The sequence below is a fragment of the Flavobacterium fluviale genome (genome assembly GCF_003312915.1).
In the GTDB taxonomy this organism is placed as follows: domain Bacteria; phylum Bacteroidota; class Bacteroidia; order Flavobacteriales; family Flavobacteriaceae; genus Flavobacterium; species Flavobacterium fluviale.
The window spans coordinates 3,091,967-3,117,647 of record NZ_CP030261.1 but is presented as its reverse complement, the minus strand read 5'-3'; the positions used below and the strand labels follow the sequence as shown (position 1 = coordinate 3,117,647).

Here is a 25,681-nt window from a genome sequence, read left to right as displayed (position 1 = left end):
TTAAATATCATTTACATGCTGCTCCAATGGCAGCGTTATAATAAATACAGCTTCTTTGTCTGGAATTCCAAAAGCGGCAATGGTTCCACCATGGCGCTCAGCAATTTTTTTACAAAGTGACAATCCTAATCCTGTTCCTTCATAACGATCTTTAGAATTCAAGCGTGTAAATGTTTCAAAAATTTGTCCGGCCTGATCGTTATCAAATCCAATTCCTTTATCTTTTAAAGTAATTACAGCGGCATTTTTTCCTTTATAAATACTTTTTTCTGACGTAATTGTTATTTCTGGAGTTGTACCTTCCTTTGCAAATTTAATAGAATTATTGATCAGATTGTAAAATAACTGATAAAGTAGTACCGAAGCCCCTTCTAATGCTGGAAGATTTTGGCTGTAAATTTTTCCGCCGGTCTTCTGCAATGAAACTTCCAGATCGATTTCTATACTTTTTATAATTTCATTTAAATCTACTAAAGTAGTATTCTGTGAATCTGAATTAATTTTAGAGTATGAAAGTACGCCGTCAATCATATTAAACATACGATCTGCTGCTACGTGAATTCTGTCAATGTACCTTGAGGTAGAATCGTCTAATTTTCCCTGCAGGTGATCTTCAAGGCGACCAACAAAAGTTTTTATTTTTCTGACCGGCTCCTTTAAATCGTGCGATGCAACGTGGGCAAATTGTTGTAAGTCGTCATTGGAACGCTGCAGTTCTTTGGTTCGCTCTGCTACTAAAATTTCTAATTCTTCTCTAATTGCTTTTTGTTCATGAATATCTGTACAGGTTCCAAACCACTTGGTTATAGCTCCACTTTTATCTCTTATGGGTACAGCTTTACTTAAAAACCAGCGATATTCTCCAGTTTTTCCATTTCTTAAACGGAATTCCAACTGATATGAAACACCTGTTTTAACACATTCGTACCATTTTTCTAAAACAAGCGGTCCGTCATCGGGATGCATTTTAGGAAACCAGCTTGTATCACCATATTTATCATCATCAACACCTGTATATTCGTACCAGCGTCTGTTGTAATAATCTACATAACCATCTGGCTTTCCGGTCCAGATAATTTGAGGAACCAGATCTGCGAGCTGTCTAAATTTCTCTTCGCTGTCTTTAATAACCTGCTGCATTTGCTTTTGCGAAGTAATATCGCTCGCTGCACCAAACCACTCAATGATATTATTTTGAGCATCTAATATAGGCACTAATCTCGAAAACGTCCAGCCGACAGTGCCGTCTTTATGCGTCGTTTTATGTTCTAATTCAAATATATTTTTGTCTGCTATAGATTTTGCAATAAGACTGATTACCTTTTCGCGGTCATTTTGATGAAAAAATTTATCTAACCAATGGACTACAGTTTCTTCACTATCTGAAAATGAACCTATTCCATGTATACTTCTCATTACTTTCCAATCGGCATCTATGCGGTACACAACATCTGAAGATGCATTTACCAAAGCACGAAAACGGCTCTCACTCTCTTGCATTTTTTGTCTGGCAACTACCTGCTGCGTAACATCTACTGCAACTTGAATCATTCCAGTTATTTTTCCTTCTTCGATTAAAGGACGATATGCCAGATTATAGTAGTAATCTACCATAGTTCCTGTTCTATTATGAGGAACAAGTACTTCAGCTTGGTCAAACGCTATTCCTTTATAATAAACATTTTGTACCTGCTCCCACACGTACTGTCCTTCCAATTCTGGAAGAACATCTATTAATGGCATCCCGATAATTTCGTCACCGCGGCCAATTAATTGAAGCATATGTTTATTAATCTGTTCTATAACAAGGTTATCTCCTTTTAAAACTAAGGTTGCAGCCGGAGTCTGATTAATCATAGATTTTAATCTGCTTTCGCTGACTTCCAGTTTTTTTCTAGCTAAAACGCGATCTGTTACATCCACTGCGACATGCAAAACTGATGAATTATCATCTGTATCTTTTATGCAGTCGTAAGAAAAATTAAAATAACGACGCTGCAGTTTTCCATCAATTACCAAGTCTACAGGCTGTTCATCTCCTCTAAACGGAATACCTGTTTTTTGTACATCAATAACAACTTGAAGCGCAGGCTGTCCTGAAAGTTCTGGCAGGGCATCAATCATTCTTTTTCCAAGAGCTTCGTCTGCACTGCTTTTGTTCATAAACTTAAGCATCGGCTGATTGATCGTTTCAATAATAACGTCTTCGCCTCTTGAAAGCAGCATTGCTATAGGTGACTGTTCAATCATGTTACGGAAACGACTTTCACTTTGCTGTAGTTTTTCTTCTGCCAGCTTTATTTCTGTAATATCTCGAGTTGTTCCAGCAATGGCCTCAACTTCTCCTTTTTCATTAAAAACAGGTGCAAATATATAGTCGTATACACGCTTCCCTAATTCTGCATGCGGAAAAGAAACTGTCCCTCGAATGGATTTTTTCTCAGCTGCTACAAAATCAATTTCTCTTTCATGCATCAAAGCATGCCATTCTTCATAACCATTCTCGCGCAAGCCACGGCCGATTGAATCATCAGCAGACTTACCCCACATGGTCAATAAAGCTTTGTTGGCATACGTAAATTTATAATCCAAATCGAATACATAAACCAGATCGGGAGTTGTATTTATAACAGAATCGTAAAGTCTCTTTTGTTTTTCTGCAACTACAAGTGCATTATTTAAAGCATTTTCTGCTTGTTTTTTTTCTGTGATATCTTCTTTTGTAACTACTAAAAGTTCGTCTTGCTTTACAGCAGTAAATCGGAACCAGTGTTTACTTGCAATTCCTTCATACCATTGCTCAAAGTTAGCGGTTACCCCTGTTTCGGCAGTTATAATAAATTGTTCCAGAATATTAGTTTCCTTTAGATTAGGAAAAACCTCACTGTATTTTCTTCCCTGATAACTGACATTGTCAATCCAGTCGAGCATGTAAGTATTGAGCAGTAAAACTAAAAAATCTTCTACTTTCCCTTTGTCATTATATATGGGCTTCATAACTACAATACCATTCGGCACAGAGTTAAAAACGGTTTGAAAGAGCCCTAAATTATTGATTAACTCCATTTTAATGCGTAACGTCTAGACTTTTAGTTTGTAAGTTTTTTTAATTGTCATTTTTAGCTTTACTGCTGTTAATCGGTTATTTTGCATTATTTGGCTGGGAATAAAATTAAGAAGTAACTAAGACAATTCACTGAAAGTGATAACCCTAAAATGCTGTTGTAAAAGTTTCTTAACCAAATATAATAAAAAAGACCTGTTTTATACACATAATTTACTAAATAAAATACTTCTATACTATTAAGATATTCTTCGAACAATTTTTTAATATACTTGGTTTTATCTGTATAAATTAAAATACTATGATTGTTTTTAGAAACGAAAATAGATTCTTTTTTGAAAAGAATAAATATGCTTAATTAAGTATATTTGAATACAAAGTAAAATCCAGAAAGGCTTTATAAAATGAGCAAAATCAGCACTTATTCACTCGAACATCACAAAAGTTTGTTTACAGATGAAATCAATACAAAAGACTATTTCTATGTTCAGATTCAAGATCATCCTTATATAGAAGTTCCTTATCGTGCAGAAAGTTACGCAATTGAATTTCTAAAAAAAGGAAGTATTATAATGCAGACGCGGTTGGATAAAATCGTTATTGAAGCTCCTGCAATACTTGCGATTGGCCCTAATGTCATTAGAAGTTTTACCAAAAACAGCGAAGAGATTTTGATGGATATTATCTTTTTTAAACCTGAGTTTTTTCTCAAAAGCCAGAGTAATATCTTTTTTCTTTCTCAATTTGATTTTTTCGAAAACAGCGATATGCACGTATTTTCTTTGGAGAAAAAGACAAAACCAAAATTCGAAAAACTTTTCAATTTAATTGAAGAAATCATCAGCATAGAACATTTTCATCAATCTTCTATTTTGAGAAGTTATTTGTACATTTTAATTTTTGAGCTGGACGCCATAAAAAATGCTTTTTCAAATAAAGAAATCCAAAATCCTTTGTTCGAAAAGTTTAAAGAGATTGTAGAGAAAGATTTTATAAAACATCGATCGCCGGCATATTATGCAGATCATTTGAATGTGACCCGAAAATACCTTTCTGAAGTTATTAAAAACAACAGCGGCAAAACCACACGCGAATGGATTGATACTATGGTAATTTTAGAAGCTAAAGTTTTACTTCACAACAAATCATTAACGATCAACCAGATAAGCGATACTTTGAACTTTTCCAATCAATCTGTTTTTGGAAAATTTTTTAAAACTCAAACTGGAATTTCTCCATTAGAGTACCGAATAAACAATTAAACACAACCGACTTTCTGACCAACATTTCAGACTTTTAGACCTTTATTTATAAAAAAAATTACAGCACTTTTGCTGAATAATAATTCAGATTTATAAATAAAAGAAATCATGACAAAAAAAGCGCAATTTGTAGTTATAATAATGGAAACGGCCTCTTGGATGGAAAGCCAGGCTCAAAAATTTTATGCCGATTTATTTACATCATCTGAAGAAGGCGAAAAATACGCTGCTAAAAACCTTTCCATTTCAGAACTTTTTAAAGTTCAAAATGATTTTAATATTGAAGTTTTGATGGTTTATGAAAATGAAAATCCATCGTCTTTCATACAATTAAATTCCTCAGGGATTTTTAATGAAAATATCGAAGCAGAAAAACCAATTTGTGTGGAATACATAATTTATTCTAGTGCAGAGGAAATTCTAGTACTCATCGATCGCGCAGAAGTGATTGCCAAACAAAGAAAAAACGATTTAATCTGGATCAAACTATTTGAATTTGATAGTATTCTAAAAGAAACTTTAGAATCGAACGGCTACGAAAAATTTGATTTTGAGGAAACCATCCCAAATGAAACCAATTCCAAACAAATCTATTTTAAAAAAAATATATAATTAAGACATCCAAATTAAAGACTTTCAAAAAGCCTTTGAACCTCTGCCCCTCTGCCCCTTTGAACCTTAAAAAAAAAACTCATCGATCCATCCACTGCTTAAAAAAAGGTGTTTTTTCCCTGCTGATAATTACTTCGCGTTCAGGATCTAATTTCAGTTGAATTTTAAGTTTTGAATTGAAATAATTTGCAATAGAATAAATACTTTCGGCACGAATAAAAACCTTTCTGTTAGCCCTAAAAAAGATATTTGGATCTAATTCATGTTCCAATTCTTCCATGGTCTGCGGAATAGCAATCACTACACCCGATTTTAAAAACAAATTACTCGTTTTAAACTCAGAATACACAAAATCAATATCCGAAACATCTACGCTTTTATAGCCGTCGCGATAAGTAACCAAAAAGCGCAATCTGTATTTGGGTTTGTGAATCAGCTCTTTTATGATTCCGGCAATATTTGGAACACCAATTTCTTTTCGGGCTAAAGATTTGAATTGGGTTAAGGCATATTCCAGTTCGCTTTTCTCAATTGGTTTCATCAAATAATCGATGCTGTTGACTTTAAAAGCGCGAATGGCATATTCATCATAAGCAGTTGTAAAAATGACTGGACAAGTTATGTTGATTTCTTCAAAAATAGAAAAGCTAAGTCCGTCTGCCAATCGAATATCCATTGTGATAATATCTGGAGCAGGATTTGAGCTGAGCCACGCCACCGTATCAACAACTGTATCGATAATCCCTAGAATTTCACAATTGGGTTCCAGTTCTTCGAGCAGTCTTTTTAAGCGGCTGGCGTTTATACTTTCATCTTCTACAATTAAAATCTTCATATTCGTATTCCTTCTTCTAAATTAATGGCAGACGCGCATAATAATTTCCGTTAGATTCGCAAAAATCCGGCATTTGGTCAAATAATATTTTGTACCGAAATTCTATGTTTTTATTCCCAATTTTGGTAGAAGCCAGACTTTTTCCAGCAGTTCGCTGTAAGTTATTTTGAACAATAATATTTTTCAGATCCGAATAGACCAAAATTTTAAGCGGACAAGATAAAGTCGCCATATTGTGTTTTACAGCATTTTCAACCAGTAACTGTAAAGTCAAAGGCGGTAAATGAAGTCCCATACAAGACTGGTCTACCTGAATTTTTAAATCGATTTTTTCGCCAAGCCTTTTCTTTAAAAGATAAAAATAAGCGTTTAAAAATGCTATTTCTTCTTGTACACTAATGGTATCTTTATTCAAATTAGAAATCATGTAACGATACACTCTTGTGATATTTTCCAAAAAAGAAGCCGCTTCGTCTTGATTTTCATAAATTAATTCTGTCAGCGTACTGAAATTATTGAAAATAAAATGCGGATCTAACTGCAGTTTTAAAGATTCTAATTCAGATCTCGTAACCGCTTCCTGCAATTCTGATGCTTTGATTTTTAATTCGGCTGTTTCTTCAGAATTCAAACGCCATCTGTTCAGCAAAAATGTTCCGGTATGAATGGCGCTTATAAATAGGGAAATAATAGCGGCCATAATTTTAGACTGCCAAATAATTACCAATTCGTTTTCTTCAAAATCTATTCGCGGATAGAGATAATCCCATAAACAGAAGAAAAAATAGTTTAAAAGAATATTCCCGGCGATTAAGCATATAAACTGCGCGATCGCCCTAAAAGCCGGATTTTGGTCCCAGCGTATGTAATAATTTAATCTTCTGCCTACAAAAAGCGTAAGCTCCGTAAGTATGGTACAATACAGCAGAATAACGAAGATATCAAAAGTCTGATCTAAATTTAGCAGACCTTGATCTTCAAAATTTCTGTATGGATTTAAAAAGTAATAGGAAGACAAATACACTAAAAAAACAGCTGGAATTACTATAATTCTGTAGTATTTATAGAAAAAATTCTTTCCTGATTTTTTATTTTGTTTTTGTCTTCCCATTAAATAATAACTTTTCAAACAGAAATGCTCTAAATGGCTTTAGTGCGCCACTAAAACATTCTCATTTACAGTATCAGTTTTGATCGTTTCAACTGCTTTCTTTTCGCGCATAACACCCCATTTTAAACAAGTTGCTCCCCACGAAAATCCCGCGCCAAAAGTAGTAATCAATAAATTCTGACCTAGTTTAAAGTCTTCTTTAAAGTCCCATAAACACAACGGAACAGTTGCCGATGTTGTGTTTCCGTAACGATCAATATTGACTTTTACCTTTTCAGAATCGATATTCAGGCTTTCGCTTACTGCGTTTATAATTCTTAAGTTCGCTTGATGCGGAATTACCCAATCAATTTGTGCTGCGTGTAATTCATTTTTAGCCAAAGCATCTTGTGAAACCTGACTCATAGAAGCAACAGCTTTCTTAAATACAAAAGCACCTTCCTGCTTCAAATAATTAGTTCTGTGCAAAAGGCTCTGCATAGAAGTTGGATTTCTTGATCCTCCTGAAGGGACTAACAATGAAGAGGTTCCGCTTCCGTCAGTCTTCAAAATAGTTTTCATTAATCCGTTATCCGATTCTGTTTTTTCTAATAAAACTGCTCCTGCTCCATCACCAAAAAGAATACACGTATTTCTGTCTTCATAATCAACGATCGAGCTCATTTTATCTGCTCCAACGACAATTATTTTAGAATAACGTCCGCTTTCGATCATATTTGCTCCCATTTCCAGCGCATATAAAAAACCGCTGCAGGCCGCATTCATGTCAAATCCGAAAGCATTTGCCAGACCGCTTTTTTCGCACACAATACTAGCAGTTGGTGCCAGAATATGATCAGGAGTTGCCGTTGCTACAAGCAAAGCTTCAACCTCCAGACGGTCTACATTATAATTTTCGAAAAGGTTTTCAATTGCAGCACTGGCAAGGTCTGAGGTTGCCGTATTACAATCTGCAATTCTACGTTCTTTTATTCCAGTACGTTTTTCGATCCATTCTTCGGATGTATCAACGGTTTCTGAAATTTTTTTATTGGTTAGGATTGATGATGGTACAAAACCACCTATAGCTGTTATAACTGCATTCATTTGTTTGGAATTTTTAACGGGTACAAAAATAACACTAATAATTCGGAAACGATAATAATGGGATGTCTAATCCTGCTGCCATTATTCTGGTTTTACTTTTATGAACCAGAGAATCCCAAAAACCATATTTTTGGGGTACCATAACTAAAATATCAGCTTCGTAACTTTTAATTTCTTTCTTTATCTCATTAATCACAGCATTTGAGCGTACTGTTTTATAGAGATATTTCACTTCTTCAAACTCTTTTTCGATTGTTGAGTTTAATAAAATTTTATTCTGTTCTTCTTTAAGTGCATCTAATTTCTCATCGACACTGAAAAATTCAATTTCAGCGCCAAGATTTCCGATTACTCTTTTCATCCAGCTGAATTTTTTAATAGCCGAAAAACCTAGTGCATCGCACGCATAAAGTACCTTTTGTACATTTTCGAAGCGGGCTTTTTCTGGAACTGCTAAAACCGGAATATTCAAATTCTTAATGACTGTTGTTGTTGTATTTCCCAGTAATTCCTGTTCAAAAGAGCGTTCTGCCATTCCCATTACTACTAAACTGGCATCAGTTTGAGAAATTATAGACGGAAGTTCGTCTTCTAAAAAAGAGAAATTACAGATGGAATTTACCTCGATTTTAAAAAGGTCAGCAAGTTCTTTCCCTAAATTTTCAAGTCTCGAAGCTGCTTTTTCAATTTGTTTCTGCATGGCGTCTGCAGTTATGTGAGAGTTAGCGCTGTGAACGCTCAAGGAAAACGAATTAAATAAAACTAATTTTGCCCCAGTAACTTTTGCAAGTCCTGCGGCGTAGTTAACTGCGTTGTTTGCTATAGCAGAAAAGTTAGTCGCAGCTATTATAGTAAGTGGTGGAATCATAAAATTGGATTAAAGTATTTGTTATACAAAATTGCCCAATTAAACGCTTCACTATTTTTTTTACTCACCGAAGAATCATTTTTTAGTACCCAACCGTAAATTTTCGTTTCTGAAAATATGGGTTTCAAATGTTAGAAGCGTATATTATTGGGGTTGAAGGGTTTGTTTTGCGGTGTTGGTTTGGGTGGTTTTTTGTTTTTTTCTTTATAAAACATAGTAAACCGTTAGTTTTTTTATAAGTTTTTTATTTCATTTTTAAAAATTTCATATATTCGTTTTTTATAAGTTTTTATTTACATTTAAAGAATATAATGTCAGATTTTAAAATAATTGGAAATTCGAATCCTCTAGTAGGCAAAGAAGAATTTTATACAATAAATAGTTTCCAGCAAGATATTTTTTCTTCGCAACAGACGATCTTTAATAACAGTTTTGAACAGCCTATAAAATGGGAAGTTTATGTACTTGAACACGGAAGATGGCGTAAGACAAAAGAAAATGATAAAACAGGAAAAAAAGTTTCTTACACATTTTTACAAAAAAGTTTAACCAGAGATGGAATCCGTATTTTGGCACGCCGAGGTGATGATGTAACCCGCCTCAGTATTACACCTCACCCAGCCGAAAAACCAAAAATTGAAAGTATTGAACTGCTTGATAAAAATGGACAAAAACCAGTGAAAACGCTTTCCTACGGACAGACTCTTAAAGCAAGGGTTCACTGTCTCCACATGGAAAAGCAGAAAATATTTGTAACGCTATGGGAAGATGACGCTATTGGTGCGGGACACAATAAAGCAAATGAAAAAAATATAATACAGACACTTTCAGGAATTGTTAAAAATGGTAAAGCGGATGTTGAATTTTTGCTAAGACCAAGTTTTGCCAAAATTACAAATAAGAGTAAAGATGAGGGGGCTATTCATGAATACTATGTTACGACAGATTTTAATAAAGATAAAATTGCAAGTAATAATGTAAACATAAATGATCTTGATGCGCCTGTAGCAACTTATAAAAGTAAAGTTTCGATACAAAAGTCAGCGCCGGCTAAACCTAAAACTTCCTCGACGGAGCCAGTACAGTCAAAAACTAAGACTCTACCTTCTGGTTCTTCTTCTACTTCAAAAACTAAAGCAGAAATTACCAATGTTCATTTTACAGATACAGCAGGACATGCAATAAGTGGAGTTTTTAAAGATAAACAAATCAAAGTTTGGATAGACTCTAATGGTTTGATAGATAAAGAAATACGTCTTAAGTTGTATGATGAAGATGGGATTTCTGATGATTTATTATTTGATGAAAAATTTATTATTAAATCAAATATATATTCTGTAGTTGTTCCTCTTAATCAAATTCCAAGAAGTAAAGGTGGAGGTTATTGGGGAGAAGGAGCAGAACAGGAATTGTTTGCCGATGTTGAAATACTTCAAACCAAAGATCATACAAAGAGTGAAGTAGTAGATGTAGATGCAAAAGTTTTTAAACCGGATCCTGTAGAACAAACTAATAAAGTTGCGAAAATTTGTGAGGGGGCTAAAAATAATGGAAAAAATTGCGGTGAAAAATATTGCATAAAAAAAGGAGATAAAAGCGAATTAATCAGAGAAATAAATATTCGATTAGCTGGATTTGGAGGAAATGTGCCTACTAATGAATTTACAGATCGTACGGAGAAGATGATTAAGCAGTTTCAGCGAGATTATATGAAGGTTTCAGAAACTGGTAAAGTTTGTGGTAATGTGTTAAGAGCTATTGATGATTTTCAAAATAAATTTCCGATTGATTTTACAGAAGCAAAGTGCAAGTGCGGAAAATGCACAGGTTTTGGAGACGCAAGTAATAAAGGTAAATACTCGGACAAAAATATCGAAGCTTTTCATAAATATGAATATCCTGGAATTCACCGATCATTACTTTCTTCCCTTAGAAGTGTAAAGTTTTATTTAACAAAAGACGGTCGATATAGTTTTAATAAAATTAATTCAGGATACAGATGTAGATTTCATCCAGAATACTTAAAAAAAGCAACCACTAATCACATGGGTAAAGCTTTAGATTTACACTTTAATAATAAAAATGGCAGAACGAAAAAGACCACTGATATGGAAATTATTAGAAAAGATATCTTTAATAAATATTTAGATGCAAAATGGGATTGGAAAACAAGAAATATTTTTAATTTGGAATCTAGCGCCATCGGTGCGGTAACATGGGTTCACTATGATGTAAGAGAGTTTGATTCAGTTTACTTGTCGGATGATCTTTTTGTTAAAAATGTCAATGATTTAAATGGAAAAAGTATAGTGGCTTTAGCAACAGAATTAGGTTTTGTTAAAACTTGTAACTGTTTAGCAGAATATTCTGTTATAATGAATGAAAAAAATACTTTTAAGAGTAAAAAATATAAATGGGCTCATAGTGAATTTGGAAATTTGATAGCAATGAAAGAATCGTCAGATAATTATAATATTTGTAATAAAACAAAAGGAGGATATCAATTAATTAATAATGTAAAAGTTGTTGAGCTGACAATTGAAGAGGTTCAGAAAAAACAAAAAGATAGGGATTTATTTGCAGTAGGACGTTATCAATTAATACCAAATACATTAAATGATGCAGTTGACAAATTAACACTTGATATAGATCAAAAATTAGATGATGAAATGCAAGATAAAATATTTGATGAATATTTAATTACAGTAAAAAGACCAAATATTATTGCATATCTAGAGAATGATGGTAGTGTAGAAGATGCAATGTATGCATCTGCTATGGAATGGGCAAGTATTGGAGTGCAAAAAGGTAAACGTATAAGCGACAAACTAGTCAAAAATGATAATAAAATTACAAAAACTATCAGATATGCTGAAGGTGGAGAATCGTATTATGCAGGAGATGGATTAAATAAAGCACACATAACTCCTGAACAAATTAAAACTACCTTAATAAATTCAAAAAATGAAAATAGATAAAATTTTAACATTCAGTATTTTATTTGCATTTGCTATAGGATGTAACAAAAATATTTCGAAAGATGATTCTAATAATTTAAAAGATACGTCTAAAATTAATGAGTCAGAAATTTCGCTTACTAAAAATAAATCAACAAAAGAAACAAATAACTCTTTCGTTATAAATTGTGGTTCAGGATGTGCGATGACATATACAGCAGAAGATATCTCCCCAGAAGCTTCTACAATAAAAGTTAAGTTTAAAGTAAATATGTACTTGGATGAAAAATTATCAGATACATATTATGAAGTTTATAATTTTAAATATGATAAATTAAATAATATTACAAAAATACAATTAGAAGGAAAAAATGAAAATATTTTAGAAAATCTCTTAACGGATGCACAAGAATCTTTTAAAAAATTTAGCATTGATTTAATTAAAGATAAAAATTTAGAAATAAAATCTTCCAAAATTTGTTTTGAAGAAAGTAAAATGAAATTGCCTTATATATCTATAAATACGAAAGCTTTAAAATATAACCTGCTAGATTGTACTTCTATAAATGGGATTGAAAAATATAATTGTAATTCTGATAAACTTAGGTATATTTCATTACCAAATAAAGAAGAGGTTAATATTATTTTAGTACCTCAAGACTGTGGAGATTTTGATTATAGATATTATTTACTTACAATAAAAAGCAATAAGGTTGTTGGTAATCTGTATGTAGAGGGAGAATGGTACGAACCTGATGATGAAGAAAACAAAGAAACAACTTCTTTTTCAATCGATAGAGATTATAATTTAGTTGTTAAAACTCAAACTTCAAATTCTTCTATATTACAAAACTATGTTATTAACAATAACGGAAATATTTTAAAACAATAAGTCTAAAAATAATATAAGACAGACACTTTCAAGAATTGTTAAAAACGGTAGAGCGAATTTTGAACCCGATCGTGCGGATTTGCAATCCGTGCGCACTACAATAAGCCATAATAAAAGTTATAGAAAGAAAAATAATGTCAACAAAGTATAAAACGATCACAACAGATCAGGCGTATACCAGATAACATATTTGATACTTCCAGAAGATTATTATTTTAGTTCAGCCAGAAACTAAGCAGGTTTAGAAACGGATTGGGAGTTGTCATTTTAGATTTATTTGATCTACGTTATGGGCATGGATTGCAAATCCGCACGACCGGGGTTTCAAATGTATAAGCGTACATTTTGAGCGGAGGGTTGTTTTTTCTGGTGTTGGTGTGGGGTTTGCTTTATTTTACTAATAAAAAAGCCTGCAATCCGCAAGCTCTTTCCCATTCATTAAAAACTAAATAATTCACCCCAAACTCATCCCACCATCCATAATAAAATCTGCCCCAGTAACAAAAACCGCTGCTTCACTACTCAAATAAGCAACCATTTTAGCGACATCTTCTGCCCTTCCCATTTGTTTGAGCGGGACTTTTTCAACTACGACATCCATAATACCTTTTATGGTTGCTTCATCTAGGCCTACTTTTTTCATGACTTCGGTTTCGGTAGGTCCTGGGCTTACTGAATTTACTCTGATTTTTCTTGGCGCTAATTCTAATGCCGCCGATTTCATTACCGAATTCAAAGCAGTTTTACTCGCCGAATAAACAGAAGATCCCGGTCCAGCCATACTAGCGGTGTTCGAAGAAAGAAATATTACAGAAGCACCATCTTTTAGAATCGGGATAAATTTGCTTAAAGTAAAAAAAGCTCCTTTAAGATTGACATTCATAATACTATCAAATAGTTCTTCTGTAGTTTGTTCAATTGTTCCTAAACCTGCAATTCCGGCATTGATAAACAAAATGTCAACCGAACCAAAATTGGATTTTACTTGAGTGACCAGATTTTCGATATCCGAAATATTCGATTGATCCGCTGTAATGGCCGTAACGTCTAATTCTGCGGCTGCTTTTTCTATCGCTTCTTTTCTTCTTCCTGTAATAATTACGTGTGCGCCCTGCTCTTTTAATTGTTTGGCTGTGGCATAACCTATTCCGCTGTTTCCTCCTGTTATTATTACAACTTTATTCTCTAAATTGTTCATATGTAAATACTTTAAAATTTATAAAGCAAAGGTAAATTCAAATTGGTATAACTTTGTAACCAGTATCATGGAGTATACCAGATATGGATTTTAACAATAAAACATCGGCGGAAAATCAATTTTATTCAAAAGGGAAGAATTAGTGTTAAATATCTGCTAACTATATTGCGGATTTTAGGTTAAAAAAATCCGATTTATTTAGATAATTCATTCATTAATCTTAATTTCTTTCTAAAACTTCATTAAACAGCTGTTAAAACTTAACAAGAATTAATTGAAAATCTTGCAGGAAAACGTATATTTGAGATAACACAGAATTATATTATCGTGCAAGAAAAAACAAAATCACATAGTTTTACATTTCCAAAAACTCCTACTGGAGTTGACGGACTAGACGAGATTACAGATGGCGGCTTTCCTAAAGGACGTCCAACTTTAATCTGCGGTGGTGCCGGATGCGGAAAAACATTGTTGTCTATGCAATTCCTTATTAAAGGTATTACAGATTACAATGAACCTGGAGTCTTCATGTCTTTTGAAGAACCTTCGGATGACCTTACTTTAAACGTTAAATCACTTGGCTTTGACCTAGAACAGCTTAAAAAAGATAAGAAACTTGTAGTAGATCATGTCCGTGTCGAAAGATCGGAAATTGAAGAAGCAGGCGAATACGATCTGGACGGACTTTTTATTCGTTTGGGTCATGCCATCGATTCTATAAAAGCAACCCGTGTTGTCTTGGATACAATCGAATCTTTATTTGCAGGTCTAGACAATCAGGCGATTCTTAGGGCTGAATTGCGTAGATTATTCCATTGGCTGAAAACCAAAGGCGTAACAGCAATTATTACGGGAGAACGCGGCGAGGCAACTTTAACCCGCCAAGGTTTGGAAGAATATGTTTCTGACTGCGTAATTGTTCTCGATCATCGTGTAATTGAGCAGGTTTCGACCAGAAGACTTCGAATTGTAAAATACAGAGGTTCAACGCATGGAACAAACGAATACCCGTTTTTAATTGACGAGGATGGAATTTCGGTTCTTCCTATTACATCTTTGAAATTGGACAATGAAGTATCATCAGACGTTATTCCGACAGGCGTTCCTGGATTAGACCAAATGTTTAATGGAGGCGGATTCTATCGCGGCAGCAACATACTAGTATCTGGAACAGCTGGAACGGCGAAAACTACAGTTGGCTGTTATTTTGCCAATGAACAGTGCCAAAAGAACGAAAAAACCATTTACTTTGCGTTCGAGGAATCGCCGCAACAATTGGTTCGTAATATGAAATCAATTGGGATTGATCTGGAAAAACATATCAAGAAGGGTATTTTGCAAATTCATTCTTCACGTCCATCATTAAATGGTCTTGAATTGCATTTGCTTACGCTTCGAAAATTGATCAAAGATTTTCAGCCAACGACTATTATTATTGATCCGATCAGTAATTTAATCACCGTCGGCAGTGAACAGGAAGTGAGATCAATGCTCGTAAGGCTTATTGATATGCTTAAAGCAAATAATATAACGGCTTTATTTACGTCTTTAAACAAACAGACGGATAATTTCAGACCTGATCTGGCTGAAGAATCTGTTTCGTCTTTGGTAGATACTTGGATTACGGTTCGTGATATGGAAGGTGTAGGAGAAAGAAACCGTGGTATTTTCATTATCAAGGCCAGAGGAATGGGGCATTCTAATCAGGTTAGGGAATTTGTTATAACCAGTAACGGAATAGAATTATTGGATGTTGAATTAGGTCCACAGGGAATCCTGACAGGTGCTGCGAGACAGTCACATCAGTTTAAGAAAACTATTTCAGATATTAAACTTCAAAACGAAATTAGCAGAAAAGACAGGGAAATTGAACGTAAACGCAAAGTCCTGGAAGCTAATATTGAAGCTTTAAGAAACGAATTTGAATCGGCAGAAGAAGAATTAAGCATTCTGAAAGCAACAGAAGAATTGCAGGCTAAATTATCTTCTAAAAAAAACAAATAAAATGAAAAAAGAAGTAGCCGAATGGCAATTACTGCTTTATATAGCAGGGCAAACGCCAAAATCGATTAAGGCACTTGAAAATATAAAAAAGTACGCCGAAGAATATCTTAAAGGAAAGTACAGCATCGAGATTATCGATTTGCTGAAGAATCCGCAATTGGCAGAAGGCGACCAAATTTTGGCTGTACCTACTTTGGTGAGAAAGTTTCCTGAGCCGATACGCAAAATTATTGGAGATCTTTCTAATGAGGAAAGAGTGCTTGTAGGACTTAATATCAAACCTATAACTGCTTAATCATGGAAGATTCATCTGATGGCACTAGTACAACCAAACATAAATTCATACTTTTTGTTTCAGGTATGTCTGTTAAATCAGGACATGCAATAGAAAATTTGCGCAAAATATGCGATACTTATCTCAAAGATAATTATGAATTAGAAATAATAGATATCAGCCGCGATAAAGAGCAAGCCGTGATACATCAAATTGTAGCTATTCCTACATTGATAAAAACACACCCGGAACCTAAAAGAATTATTTTAGGGGATTTATCAGATAAAGAAAAAGTATTATATATACTTAATATAAGCGAATAATTTGGAAGACAACAAAAAAAATATAAATGCATTATTAGCAGAAATTGAGTCGCTAAAGGAAGAACTTTATGAGTCAACAAGCATTATTAATGCTATAAAACAGGGAGATGTCGATGCGCTGGTAGTAAGCAGCAATGGAGTTCCTGAACTTTATTCTCTCGAAACTGCAGATTACACCTATCGTCTTCTTATTGAAAAATTTGGCCAAGGTGCGCTGAGTATTTCAAGAAACGGACTTATACTCTACTGTAATGAGTATTTTTCTAAATTGGTCGGAATGCCGTCAGAAAGCATAATTGGCAATTATCTAAGTGAATATTTTGATAATCCAGGACAGTTTTCGCAGTTAATTGAAGCACTCCGATATGGAATTACAACCCATGAGATTCTTTTAAAATCGGATAGTACCGATAAAACTTTCCCAGCTTATATTGCTCTAACAGATCTTGAGCCCGCCGTAGAAGCTATTGGAATCGTGATTACCGATTTAACCGAAAAGAAGAAACATGAAGAAGCTTTAATTCGGCACCAAAAAGAGCTCGAAGAAAAAATACACGAATTGAATAAAACAAATCGTAATCTCGAGGAATTTATTCACGTAATTTCCCATGACCTGAAAGAACCTCTTCGCAAAATTGTGATGAATACGGGCAGAATTGACGGAAGTTATTTTAAGGAAGCAGATACGAAAGCGATAAACGTAATGAAGCTGTCTGCCCTGAGATTAAATTCGCTGGTAGACGATTTAGTTTCGTATTCCTCCCATACTGCGCAGGAAGAACGTACAGAAATTAAATTGGAAACCATAATTTCTGAAGTAATTGAGGATTTTGAAATTATAATTTCTGATAAAAATGCCAGTATTAAAATTGGAAAATTACCTGTAATTAAAGCTTCAAGAGTTCAAATGAGACAGCTTTTCTCCAATCTGATCGCAAATGCCATTAAATATAGTAAAACGAATACCCCTCCTGTTATCGAAATTTATGAGGACGAAAATTTAAATACTGAAATACCAAATCAAAGTAGTAAATTTGTAAAAGTTCAGATAAAAGATAACGGCATTGGAATGGAAGAAAGCCACCTGCTGAAAATTTTTATCATTTTTCAGCGTCTGCATGCCCGAAATGAATATTCAGGAAACGGTATCGGTCTTGCCATCTGTAAAAAGATTATGGAAAACCACTCTGGAAATATTACTGTCGAAAGTACATTAAACGAAGGAACAACATTTAATCTTTTCTTCCCCATTTTATAAAAATGCCACAAAAAAATAATTTACATATCATAATTGCCGAAGATGACATTGATGATGCTGATGTTATCACGGAAACTTTTACAAAAAACCCAAATTTCAGCAAAGTAAGCCTTGTCGCTAATGGCGAAGAACTGCTGAATTATTTAAAAAATACTGAAAACGAAAATCCCGACGTTATTCTTACCGATATTAATATGCCTCTTATTGACGGAATTGAGGCTTTGCAGGAAATTCTCAACACTAATGAATTAAAAAACATTCCGTGTTTTGTGTATTCGACAAGCATAAATCCTTCATACAAAGAAAAATGTGATCATATGGGCGTAAAAGCTTATTTGATTAAACCCTACTCTTTTGAAGCTTTCGCTGAAATTCCGAAAACCATCTTGAGCATTATTGAAGCTTAGTTTTCAATTCAAATTAAATCTTTCTTTTTACCATTATTTTAGGATCGTTTGCAGATACAAACCGTAATTGGTATAACTTTGTAACCAATTAGATATCTTAATTTAATGGAAATTAGTATGGAAAGAAATCAGAAAGAAGAAGTGCAGGCACTTCAGGACACATTACATGTTTTGGGCGGGAAATGGAGACTGCCCATTATCAATTCCATCTGCAACGGAAATAATCGTTTTAGAGAAATCGAGCGCAGTATTCCGGGCATTACTACACGCATGCTTTCGAGAGAACTCAAAGAAATGGAACTCAACATGCTGATTAAAAGAACCGAAGACCGCGATGCTGAAATTCAGGTCAAATACGAATCAACTCCCTATTGCAAATCATTTGGTCCAGTTATCGAAGAAATGATCAAATGGGGAAAATCGCATCGACAAGAAATCATCAGAAAATCATAAAAAGACTTTAGTTGTTATGACTTTAAAGTGATCTTTTTTCAATCAGATAACACATTATTAAACTTAAAAAGAGCTTAAAAATGTAGTTTTTTGTATAATTTTAGACGTAAAAGCCCTATCTTACATAAAAGAATAAAGCCGGTTCTGTTGGCCCTATCGGCGAATATTGCTAGAAATCTTAAAAAAACTACCAAAACGATGAAACAATTATTACAATGGACCATCATAATACCCCTTCTTTCATGGGCTCTTTTTTTTAGCGGGCTCGTAGACAACAGCAGTATTTTTCAGATTGCTGCCAGTATACTTCTTATTCTAAGCGTAATGTCGGCCGTACATCACTCTGAAATTATTGCAGAGCGTGTTGGAGAACCTTACGGAACAATAATTCTCGCTATTTCCATTACTGTTATCGAAGTTTCTATAATTATATCATTAATGCTTTCCGAAGGTTCAGAAGCTGCTTCTTTGGCAAGAGATACGGTTTATGCCGCGACAATGCTTATTCTAAATGGGATAATCGGTCTTTGCCTTCTTATCGGAAGCATCAAACATTACGAGCAGAATTTTTCCACTTCGTCTGTAACTATTGGTCTAGTTTCTCTGATTTCTATAATTGTCTTTACGTTAGTATTTCCCACTTTTACAGAAAGCGTTCACGGTTCGTACTACTCCACACCACAGCTTATTTTTGCGTCTATTGCATGTCTGGTTATTTACGGCTCTTTTTTGTTCGCACAAACCAAAGGCTATCGACAGTATTTCCTAACGAACGGAGGTGACGATGAATCTAAAACGCACCCAATTGAAATCAATAATAAAACATTTTACACGAGCATGGTTTTTCTTTTGGTTAGTTTAGGAATCGTCGTTTTATTAGCAAAAACCCTATCTCCTACTATCGAAACTATCATTATTGGTTACAGCCTTCCGAAATCTTTAGTTGGAGTTATCATTGCGATAATTATTTTGTTACCCGAAGCAATCGCAGCCATAATCGCAGCGAGAAAAAACAGACTTCAGACGAGTTTAAATCTGGCATTAGGTTCTGCGCTCGCAAGTATCGGATTAACGATTCCGAGTGTCGCAGCAGTTTGCATCGCCATGAACATGCCAATTGTTTTAGGACTTGATATTAAATCTATTGTACTTTTAGCTTTATCGGTTTTTACGGTAATGCTGTCTTTAAGCAAAGGAAAATCAAATATTGTTTATGGAGTTGTGCTTTTAGTGAATTTGTTTGCGTTTATGTTTCTTATGATTTATCCGTAAAATACTTAAACACATATAAACATAGTTTTTTTGATTTCAAAAGTTTATAAAAATAAACTCGTTTCTTAACTTTATGCATACAACACGTCAACTTTGTCAAAGTTTTGAACTTTGACAAAGTTGACGTGTTGTAATTCTATGTTTGTTTAAATAAGTGAAACGCCTTTTAAAGGTTTCCAAAAACTATGTACCTATGTGTTTAAAAACTTATACCAAACATAAAAATAAATTTTAAATACTTTTTCAAAATCAAAATAAGCGTAATTTTCACACATAAAAAGTATCACAATAAAGACTAAAACTGAACTATTTTACTCCTTATTTTTCAGCATTTTTCTCTAACTTAGCGCACTACATTTTGAAATGTAAGATTAAAACAAACTTTGTTTTTCTGCAAAACATTGAATGAAAAAGAATTACCATACTTTCTCGTACTTTTTATGCGAAAAACATCCTTCTAATAATTTAGTTAATTGAAAACTATGAACAAATTTGATTTTGGAATTGTAGGTCTTGGCGTAATGGGCCGTAACTTACTTTTAAATATTGCCAGCCACAACTTTGCGGCTGCAGGTTTAGACTTAGATACCGAAAAAGTCAATTCTCTTCAACAAGAAGCCGATGCCGACCATACTATTGAAGCTACGACAGATGTTAAACATTTTGTAGAACTTATTCAGCAGCCAAGAGCGATTATGCTATTGGTTCCAGCTGGAAAACCAGTAGACAGCGCCATTGCAAGCTTACTGCCGCACTTAGATAAAGGAGATATTATAATTGATGGTGGAAACACTTATTTTACCGATACAGACAGAAGATTTTTAGAATTATCTGAAAAAGGTATTCACTTCTTCGGAATGGGAATTTCAGGCGGAGAAAAAGGCGCGAGATTCGGTCCTGCTATGATGCCTGGAGGAGATCAAAAAGCTTATGAAAGACTTCGCCCTATCTTTGAAGCAATTGCTGCAAAAGTGGATGGTGAACCTTGCGTAGAATATCTTGGAAATGGTTCTGCTGGAAACTATGTAAAAATGGTTCACAACGGAATTGAGTACGGAATCATGCAGTTGATCTCTGAGATTTATGACCTGATGAAAAGAGGTTATAATTTGGATGATACCACTATTCAAAAAACTTTTGAAGAATGGAACCAGACTCATGATCTTAAATCGTATTTGATCGAAATTACAGCAAGTATCTTAAAACAAGAAGATGAAGATGGAAGTCTTTTGATCAACAAAATTTCAGATTGGGCTAAATCGAAAGGAACAGGAAAATGGACTTCGCAAAATGCAATGGATTTACAAGTCCCAGTTCCGACTATCGATGCGGCGGTTTTTATGCGCGATATGTCTAAAACAAAACCGGAAAGAATTGAAGCTTCTGAAAAATTAGTTTGGAATGGCGAAGCATCTGATGTAAGTACAAGCGAAGCAATTGAAGCTTTAAAATCGGCTTTATACCTTTCTATTGTGGTAACTTATGCGCAAGGTTTGGCACAGCTTCATACCGCTTCTAAAGAATATAACTACGGGTTAAACTTAGAAACTGTTGCCAAAATATGGCGAGGTGGCTGTATTATTCGTGCTAATATTTTAGAAGACTTTAGAAAAGCGTATGTTGCAAAAGCAGCTTTACCAAACTTACTTTTAGATTCAGGAATTGCTTCTAAATTAAATGATAACCAAGCCGGAATGAGAGCTGTTATTCAGTTTGCTGTTCAAAAAGGATTGCCTGTGGCTGGACTTATGAATTCATTGGCTTATTTTGATGCTTACAGATCTGCAAATCTTCCAACAAACTTAATTCAGGCACAGCGTGATTTCTTTGGAGCTCACACGTACGAGCGTATCGACAAAGAAGGTGTATTTCACACACAATGGTCTGAATAAGAAATTAAAGCAACACAACTACACACAATGACTAAAAATAAACTAAAAAATCCAACAATCATTGTTATTTTTGGAGGAACTGGAGACTTGGCAAAGAGAAAGCTCTTTCCCGCTTTTCAAAATCTGTATCTTGACGGTCGTTTGTCTGAGAAGTTTCAGATTATTGCCCTTGGAAGAGCAGAAAAATCCAATGAAGATTTTCGCAGTTATGTCTTAGAAAACCTAAATGCTTTTTCAAGAAAAAAAGGAATTTCTGATCCAGAAACGGAAAAATTTCTTTCGCACATTACTTATCACAGTCTTGATATTGACAAAGAAGAATCGTATATAGGATTAAACGAGAAAATCAACAATTTTGACATTGCTTTTGGCGAACGTGCCAATCGTTTGTTCTATTTGTCGATTACACCTTCTTTTATCTCTACAATTTCTAGTAATATCAAAAAAATCGGACTTGCAGCAAATTCAAAGCAGGATCGTATTATTATAGAAAAACCTTTTGGTTACGATAAAGCTTCTGCAATTGAATTGAATGAAATGCTTTCGCAGACTTTCAAAGAAGAGCAGATTTATAGAATCGACCATTATTTAGGGAAAGAAACCGTGCAGAATATCTTGGCTTTCCGTTTTGGAAATTCAATGTTCGAACCTTTATGGAGCCGTAATTTTATTGATTTTGTCCAGATTACCGTAGCAGAAGAAGTCGGTGTTGAAGAACGAGGCGGATTTTACGAAGGAGTTGGAGCTTTGAAAGATATGATTCAGAATCACTTGCTTCAAATTTTATGTATGACGGCAATGGAAGCTCCTGCATCATTAGCTGCAGATGATATTCGTAATCGTAAAGCAGATGTATTAAAGTCAATTCGTCGTATTAAACCAGAAGAAGTTGACCATTATATTGTTAGAGGTCAGTACGATGCTGGAGCTATCAACGGAAAACCAGTTCCGGGATATCGTCAGGATAAAGGAATTGCACCAGATTCTAATACAGAAACTTACGTGGCAATGAAAATTTATCTGGACAACTGGAGATGGCAGGGAATTCCGTTTTATTTGCGTTCTGGAAAAAGAATGGAAGAAAAACAATCTTCTATTATTATTCAGTTCAAACCAGTACCGCATTCTTCATTTTCTTATGGAAAAGAAGGCATGACACCAAACCGACTGATTATCAATATTCAGCCTGCAATGGATATTAAATTGCAGTTTATGACCAAAAAACCAGGTTTATCTCTGGCTTTAAGACCTGCCGAAATGGTTTTTGATTATTTCGCCTGCTCTACAATGTCACCAGAAGCTTATGAAACCTTATTGGCCGATGCTTTAGCGGGAGATCCTACCCTATTTATGCGTTGGGATCAGGTAGAAGAAGCTTGGGATGCTATTGATACAATCCAGCAAGTATGGAAAACAACTGCTCCAACCAATTTCCCAAATTACAAAGCAGGAAGCTGGGGACCAGAAGAAGCTGACGAACTACTGGCACGTCAAGGGCACAAATGGATTCCGAACACACAAAACGTTAAAAAAGAAGAAGAAGTTTTAAATGATACAGATATATAATACAACAGAAGAAATTAATACTACTGCAGCTGATCTTTTTGCAGATGCTGCAGAAAAAGCCATTGCTTCAAAAGGCAAGTTTACAGCCGTTCTTACAGGAGGTTCTTCTCCTGCAGGAATCTACAAATTATTAGCTTCTGACGCTTACAAAGACAAAATAGACTGGAGTAAAGTTTATATTTTTTGGGGTGATGAAAGATGGGTTCCGCTTAATGATGATTTGAGTAATGCAAAAATGTCTTATTCAACGTTATTGAGCCACGTTCCTATTCCGCAGGAAAACATCTTTGAAATGTACAAAGACGGCGTTACACCAGAAGAATATGCTGCAACATATGAGCAGACTATCAGAAAGGTTTTAGGCGAGGAAGGAAAATTTGACCTAATTTTATTAGGTATGGGAGATGACGGACACACTGCCTCTCTTTTTCCAGGTGAAGCAGTTTTAGAAGAACAAACCAAATGGGTTGACGCTTATTATTTAGCGCCTCAAAAAATGCATCGTATTACGCTAACTGCTCCGTTAATCAACAAAGCTGCAAAAATCATTGTAGTGGCTTTTGGAGAGAAGAAAACACACGCCTTAAAAGAAGTTACGACTGGAGAATTTAATCCGACTTTATATCCAATGCAATTGATTAAGCCTGTTTCTGGTGAGTTATTGTTTTTGGTGGATAAGATTGCTGCTGGAACGAATTAAGAAATTGTTTCTTCAATATTTATAAGGTTTATGCTGAAAAGTGTAAACCTTTTTTCAATGATTTTTTTCACGCAGATTTTGCAGATCCAGACAGATTACTGATCGAAAACTGTGGCATAATCTAATTTCAAAACCTCTTTTAATACTCTTTTGACAAAAATCATTCTTAATAATAGATTTTCTTTAGTATTCGAACCTATTTTAAATCTTACGATTTCTAATAAGAAAATTAGCTAAATACTAGCTCCCTATCAATATTACAATTAAAAGTGTAACACCCAAAAAAATAAAACCCAGAGAGGTCCAATACAACTTCAAATTAATATAATCTCGAAAATATTCCGAATTATTATCTCTTTTAATTCCCGCCTCTGGCTTGCCTTTGTCTTTATATCTAATGATATATATTGAAGCACCAATGACTATCATTGCTAGGAGTATTAAAATTATTTGCCCCATTAAACGCATTTATAACTAATCTTCTTGAACCAACTCTATATCCATTGTCTTAATCAAGCCATCTTCAAAAGTATAAACATGCTTAACTAGACCATCAAAAATCAAATTACCCTGCAGGTCTTTTACATTTTGCTGTACTAAAACTTCTAAACTGTCATTTTCCCTTTCAACAAAACCAACCGGATCTACTTTCGGATTAATTTCTGCCCATTGTCTTGTCCAATATTGCCTAATTTCTTCGTGTCCAATTATATAACCGCCTTCCCATGCTTTTGACCATTTTACATCTTCCTGCATTGTCGATAGGCAGTTGTCGATATTTCTTTCGTTAAAAGCATGATACGCTTTTCTGATTACGTCTTGGAATTGATTTGACATTTTATACGTTTTAAAGTGGTCAACTAATATAGCAATTCTAACTTATTAAAATAAATACCGACGAAAATTTAAAACCCTAAAAATCAACTTCAATTATTATCAAATTTTTAATTCTTATGGTTTTTAGAAAAATTTTAAGAATCCTTACTTTTCAAATTGCTATATTTGGCGCACTTTCAACAACTATAAGCCTTGTTTTTAAGTAACAAATATAATCCTGCTGTGCTGTAAATGAAACCTATTAAGTTCATATATATCGTTTTACTTTCGCTGCTTTCTTTCTTTAGAGGCACCGAAACGTATCAACAGCCTGTACATTTTAGCAGCTGCATTACTCTTGACAGTGTTACCGCAGATGATACACTCTTTAATTCTTCAGATTATTCTTCTTCTAAAAATTTAGAAGTTCATTATAAACTCAAAAAGAAAATAAAATCCAGAGCAACTACTTTAGAACAAAGTACAATCAAAGCTCCTTATTTTAGTAATCTTATAAACTTCAAGCTTTACAAAAAGAGCTTAATATATGGTATAGTTTCAATATACCAAGTTCAAAGGCATACTTATCTTCATTTATATCAGTTATTCTAGGACTCCAAATTTGGTTGTTTTTATATTTTAGATTTTTCTGAAACGATTTTTCATGTGCCTGTATGGCGTATGAAATATCATTGTTATAAAAGCATTTTTTCTAAGAACGGTGCTTCTATCCAAAAAGGAAGTAATCCGAAAACATCTCTAATTTCAATATTTACATAGATTTCAAACTCCCTTTTCTTGCATTGGGGAGCGTATATTTTTATTTAATTT

22 protein-coding genes are annotated in these 25,681 nt (G+C 34.1%); 15 read left to right on the top strand and 7 right to left on the bottom strand.

Annotated features, from left to right (window positions below; all coding sequences use genetic code 11):
• Entirely contained in the window at positions 1-2,997 is a 2,997-nt protein-coding gene (locus HYN86_RS13735; RefSeq protein ID WP_230406367.1) for a PAS domain-containing sensor histidine kinase, read from the bottom strand.
• 471 nt (positions 2,998-3,468) lie between these two features.
• Here HYN86_RS13735 and HYN86_RS13730 point away from each other — a divergent pair, with 471 nt between their 5' ends.
• Together HYN86_RS13730 and HYN86_RS13725 are read left to right on the top strand one after the other, a co-directional pair.
• Positions 3,469-4,326 carry a helix-turn-helix domain-containing protein gene (locus tag HYN86_RS13730; protein ID WP_113678544.1) on the top strand — a complete coding sequence of 286 codons (858 nt, stop codon included), beginning with the start codon at positions 3,469-3,471 and terminating at the stop codon, positions 4,324-4,326.
• Between the two features lie 108 nt (positions 4,327-4,434).
• Positions 4,435-4,938, top strand: a complete 504-nt coding sequence (locus tag HYN86_RS13725) for a hypothetical protein (RefSeq protein ID WP_113678543.1) — start codon at positions 4,435-4,437, stop codon at positions 4,936-4,938.
• A 79-nt stretch (positions 4,939-5,017) separates the two neighbouring features.
• On the opposite strand, the gene HYN86_RS13720 is transcribed toward HYN86_RS13725, so the two are convergent.
• Genes HYN86_RS13720 through HYN86_RS13705 form a run of 4 tightly spaced genes read right to left on the bottom strand, consistent with a single transcriptional unit; the run spans position 5,018 to position 8,838 of the window.
• Positions 5,018-5,773, bottom strand: a complete 756-nt coding sequence (locus HYN86_RS13720) for a LytR/AlgR family response regulator transcription factor (protein WP_113678542.1) — start codon at positions 5,771-5,773, stop codon at positions 5,018-5,020.
• Between the two features lie 16 nt (positions 5,774-5,789).
• Complete coding sequence (locus tag HYN86_RS13715) at positions 5,790-6,884, bottom strand: sensor histidine kinase (RefSeq protein ID WP_113678541.1); 1,095 nt, start codon at positions 6,882-6,884, stop codon at positions 5,790-5,792.
• A gap of 39 nt (positions 6,885-6,923) precedes the next feature.
• Positions 6,924-7,970 carry a beta-ketoacyl-ACP synthase III gene (locus tag HYN86_RS13710; protein ID WP_113678540.1) on the bottom strand — a complete coding sequence of 349 codons (1,047 nt, stop codon included), beginning with the start codon at positions 7,968-7,970 and terminating at the stop codon, positions 6,924-6,926.
• 34 nt (positions 7,971-8,004) lie between these two features.
• On the bottom strand, positions 8,005-8,838 hold the full coding sequence (locus HYN86_RS13705) for a universal stress protein (RefSeq protein ID WP_113678539.1): 834 nt from the start codon (positions 8,836-8,838) through the stop codon (positions 8,005-8,007).
• Between the two features lie 311 nt (positions 8,839-9,149).
• Between HYN86_RS13705 and HYN86_RS13700 the strand changes: the two genes are divergently transcribed.
• Complete coding sequence (locus HYN86_RS13700; protein WP_113678538.1) at positions 9,150-11,816, top strand: peptidoglycan-binding domain-containing protein; 2,667 nt, start codon at positions 9,150-9,152, stop codon at positions 11,814-11,816.
• Entirely contained in the window at positions 11,803-12,687 is an 885-nt protein-coding gene (locus tag HYN86_RS13695) for a hypothetical protein (protein WP_113678537.1), read from the top strand. Before HYN86_RS13700 ends, HYN86_RS13695 begins: the two co-directional genes overlap by 14 nt.
• A 454-nt stretch (positions 12,688-13,141) precedes the next feature.
• On the opposite strand, the gene HYN86_RS13690 is transcribed toward HYN86_RS13695, so the two are convergent.
• Entirely contained in the window at positions 13,142-13,885 is a 744-nt protein-coding gene (locus HYN86_RS13690; protein WP_113678536.1) for an SDR family oxidoreductase, read from the bottom strand.
• Between the two features lie 327 nt (positions 13,886-14,212).
• Here HYN86_RS13690 and kaiC point away from each other — a divergent pair, with 327 nt between their 5' ends.
• The 10 genes from kaiC to pgl all read left to right on the top strand — a co-directional run bounded on the left by kaiC (position 14,213) and on the right by pgl (position 24,034).
• Positions 14,213-15,889 (top strand): circadian clock protein KaiC, encoded by a 1,677-nt coding sequence (gene kaiC, locus HYN86_RS13685; RefSeq protein ID WP_113678535.1) that lies wholly within the window; start codon positions 14,213-14,215, stop codon positions 15,887-15,889.
• A gap of 1 nt (position 15,890) precedes the next feature.
• On the top strand, positions 15,891-16,184 hold the full coding sequence (locus HYN86_RS13680) for a circadian clock KaiB family protein (RefSeq protein WP_113678534.1): 294 nt from the start codon (positions 15,891-15,893) through the stop codon (positions 16,182-16,184).
• A 2-nt stretch (positions 16,185-16,186) separates the two neighbouring features.
• Positions 16,187-16,486, top strand: a complete 300-nt coding sequence (locus HYN86_RS13675; protein ID WP_113678533.1) for a circadian clock KaiB family protein — start codon at positions 16,187-16,189, stop codon at positions 16,484-16,486.
• Position 16,487: 1 nt separating this feature from the next.
• Positions 16,488-17,744: a sensor histidine kinase gene (locus HYN86_RS13670; protein ID WP_113678532.1), complete on the top strand. Its 1,257-nt coding sequence runs from the start codon at positions 16,488-16,490 to the stop codon at positions 17,742-17,744.
• 2 nt (positions 17,745-17,746) lie between these two features.
• Positions 17,747-18,151, top strand: coding sequence for a response regulator (locus tag HYN86_RS13665; RefSeq protein ID WP_113678531.1), 405 nt, complete (start codon positions 17,747-17,749; stop codon positions 18,149-18,151).
• A 117-nt stretch (positions 18,152-18,268) separates the two neighbouring features.
• The gene (locus tag HYN86_RS13660; RefSeq protein ID WP_113679947.1) at positions 18,269-18,604 is read left to right on the top strand and encodes a winged helix-turn-helix transcriptional regulator; all 336 of its coding nucleotides are present in this window, start codon (positions 18,269-18,271) and stop codon (positions 18,602-18,604) included.
• Positions 18,605-18,802: 198 nt separating this feature from the next.
• A complete protein-coding gene (locus HYN86_RS13655) occupies positions 18,803-19,876 on the top strand; it encodes a calcium:proton antiporter (RefSeq protein WP_113678530.1) in 1,074 nt (357 codons plus the stop codon).
• Between the two features lie 482 nt (positions 19,877-20,358).
• Positions 20,359-21,768, top strand: a complete 1,410-nt coding sequence (gndA, locus tag HYN86_RS13650; RefSeq protein ID WP_113678529.1) for an NADP-dependent phosphogluconate dehydrogenase — start codon at positions 20,359-20,361, stop codon at positions 21,766-21,768.
• 27 nt (positions 21,769-21,795) lie between these two features.
• Positions 21,796-23,334, top strand: a complete 1,539-nt coding sequence (zwf, locus tag HYN86_RS13645; protein WP_113678528.1) for a glucose-6-phosphate dehydrogenase — start codon at positions 21,796-21,798, stop codon at positions 23,332-23,334.
• Positions 23,318-24,034, top strand: a complete 717-nt coding sequence (gene pgl, locus HYN86_RS13640; protein WP_113678527.1) for a 6-phosphogluconolactonase — start codon at positions 23,318-23,320, stop codon at positions 24,032-24,034. The genes zwf and pgl overlap by 17 nt, the downstream gene beginning before the upstream one ends.
• A gap of 474 nt (positions 24,035-24,508) precedes the next feature.
• On the opposite strand, the gene HYN86_RS13630 is transcribed toward pgl, so the two are convergent.
• Complete coding sequence (locus HYN86_RS13630; RefSeq protein WP_113678525.1) at positions 24,509-24,871, bottom strand: nuclear transport factor 2 family protein; 363 nt, start codon at positions 24,869-24,871, stop codon at positions 24,509-24,511.
• Positions 24,872-25,102: 231 nt separating this feature from the next.
• On the opposite strand from HYN86_RS13630, the gene HYN86_RS13625 reads away from it, so the two are divergent.
• Positions 25,103-25,462 (top strand): hypothetical protein, encoded by a 360-nt coding sequence (locus HYN86_RS13625; protein WP_113678524.1) that lies wholly within the window; start codon positions 25,103-25,105, stop codon positions 25,460-25,462.
• Positions 25,463-25,681: the final 219 nt, after the last annotated feature.

Excerpts from the sequence above, each read along its gene's own strand:
- HYN86_RS13735 (WP_230406367.1), bottom strand. The coding sequence starts at position 2,997 with ATGAAGCCCATATATAATGACAAAGGGAAAGTAGAAGATTTTTTAGTT.
- HYN86_RS13730 (WP_113678544.1), top strand. The coding sequence starts at position 3,469 with ATGAGCAAAATCAGCACTTATTCACTCGAACATCACAAAAGTTTGTTT.
- HYN86_RS13725 (WP_113678543.1), top strand. The coding sequence starts at position 4,435 with ATGACAAAAAAAGCGCAATTTGTAGTTATAATAATGGAAACGGCCTCT.
- HYN86_RS13720 (WP_113678542.1), bottom strand. The coding sequence starts at position 5,773 with ATGAAGATTTTAATTGTAGAAGATGAAAGTATAAACGCCAGCCGCTTA.
- HYN86_RS13715 (WP_113678541.1), bottom strand. The coding sequence starts at position 6,884 with ATGGGAAGACAAAAACAAAATAAAAAATCAGGAAAGAATTTTTTCTAT.
- HYN86_RS13710 (WP_113678540.1), bottom strand. The coding sequence starts at position 7,970 with ATGAATGCAGTTATAACAGCTATAGGTGGTTTTGTACCATCATCAATC.
- HYN86_RS13705 (WP_113678539.1), bottom strand. The coding sequence starts at position 8,838 with ATGATTCCACCACTTACTATAATAGCTGCGACTAACTTTTCTGCTATA.
- HYN86_RS13700 (WP_113678538.1), top strand. The coding sequence starts at position 9,150 with ATGTCAGATTTTAAAATAATTGGAAATTCGAATCCTCTAGTAGGCAAA.
- HYN86_RS13695 (WP_113678537.1), top strand. The coding sequence starts at position 11,803 with ATGAAAATAGATAAAATTTTAACATTCAGTATTTTATTTGCATTTGCT.
- HYN86_RS13690 (WP_113678536.1), bottom strand. The coding sequence starts at position 13,885 with ATGAACAATTTAGAGAATAAAGTTGTAATAATAACAGGAGGAAACAGC.
- HYN86_RS13680 (WP_113678534.1), top strand. The coding sequence starts at position 15,891 with ATGAAAAAAGAAGTAGCCGAATGGCAATTACTGCTTTATATAGCAGGG.
- HYN86_RS13675 (WP_113678533.1), top strand. The coding sequence starts at position 16,187 with ATGGAAGATTCATCTGATGGCACTAGTACAACCAAACATAAATTCATA.
- HYN86_RS13665 (WP_113678531.1), top strand. The coding sequence starts at position 17,747 with ATGCCACAAAAAAATAATTTACATATCATAATTGCCGAAGATGACATT.
- HYN86_RS13660 (WP_113679947.1), top strand. The coding sequence starts at position 18,269 with ATGGAAAGAAATCAGAAAGAAGAAGTGCAGGCACTTCAGGACACATTA.
- HYN86_RS13655 (WP_113678530.1), top strand. The coding sequence starts at position 18,803 with ATGAAACAATTATTACAATGGACCATCATAATACCCCTTCTTTCATGG.
- gndA (WP_113678529.1), top strand. The coding sequence starts at position 20,359 with ATGAACAAATTTGATTTTGGAATTGTAGGTCTTGGCGTAATGGGCCGT.
- zwf (WP_113678528.1), top strand. The coding sequence starts at position 21,796 with ATGACTAAAAATAAACTAAAAAATCCAACAATCATTGTTATTTTTGGA.
- pgl (WP_113678527.1), top strand. The coding sequence starts at position 23,318 with ATGATACAGATATATAATACAACAGAAGAAATTAATACTACTGCAGCT.
- HYN86_RS13630 (WP_113678525.1), bottom strand. The coding sequence starts at position 24,871 with ATGTCAAATCAATTCCAAGACGTAATCAGAAAAGCGTATCATGCTTTT.
- HYN86_RS13625 (WP_113678524.1), top strand. The coding sequence starts at position 25,103 with ATGAAACCTATTAAGTTCATATATATCGTTTTACTTTCGCTGCTTTCT.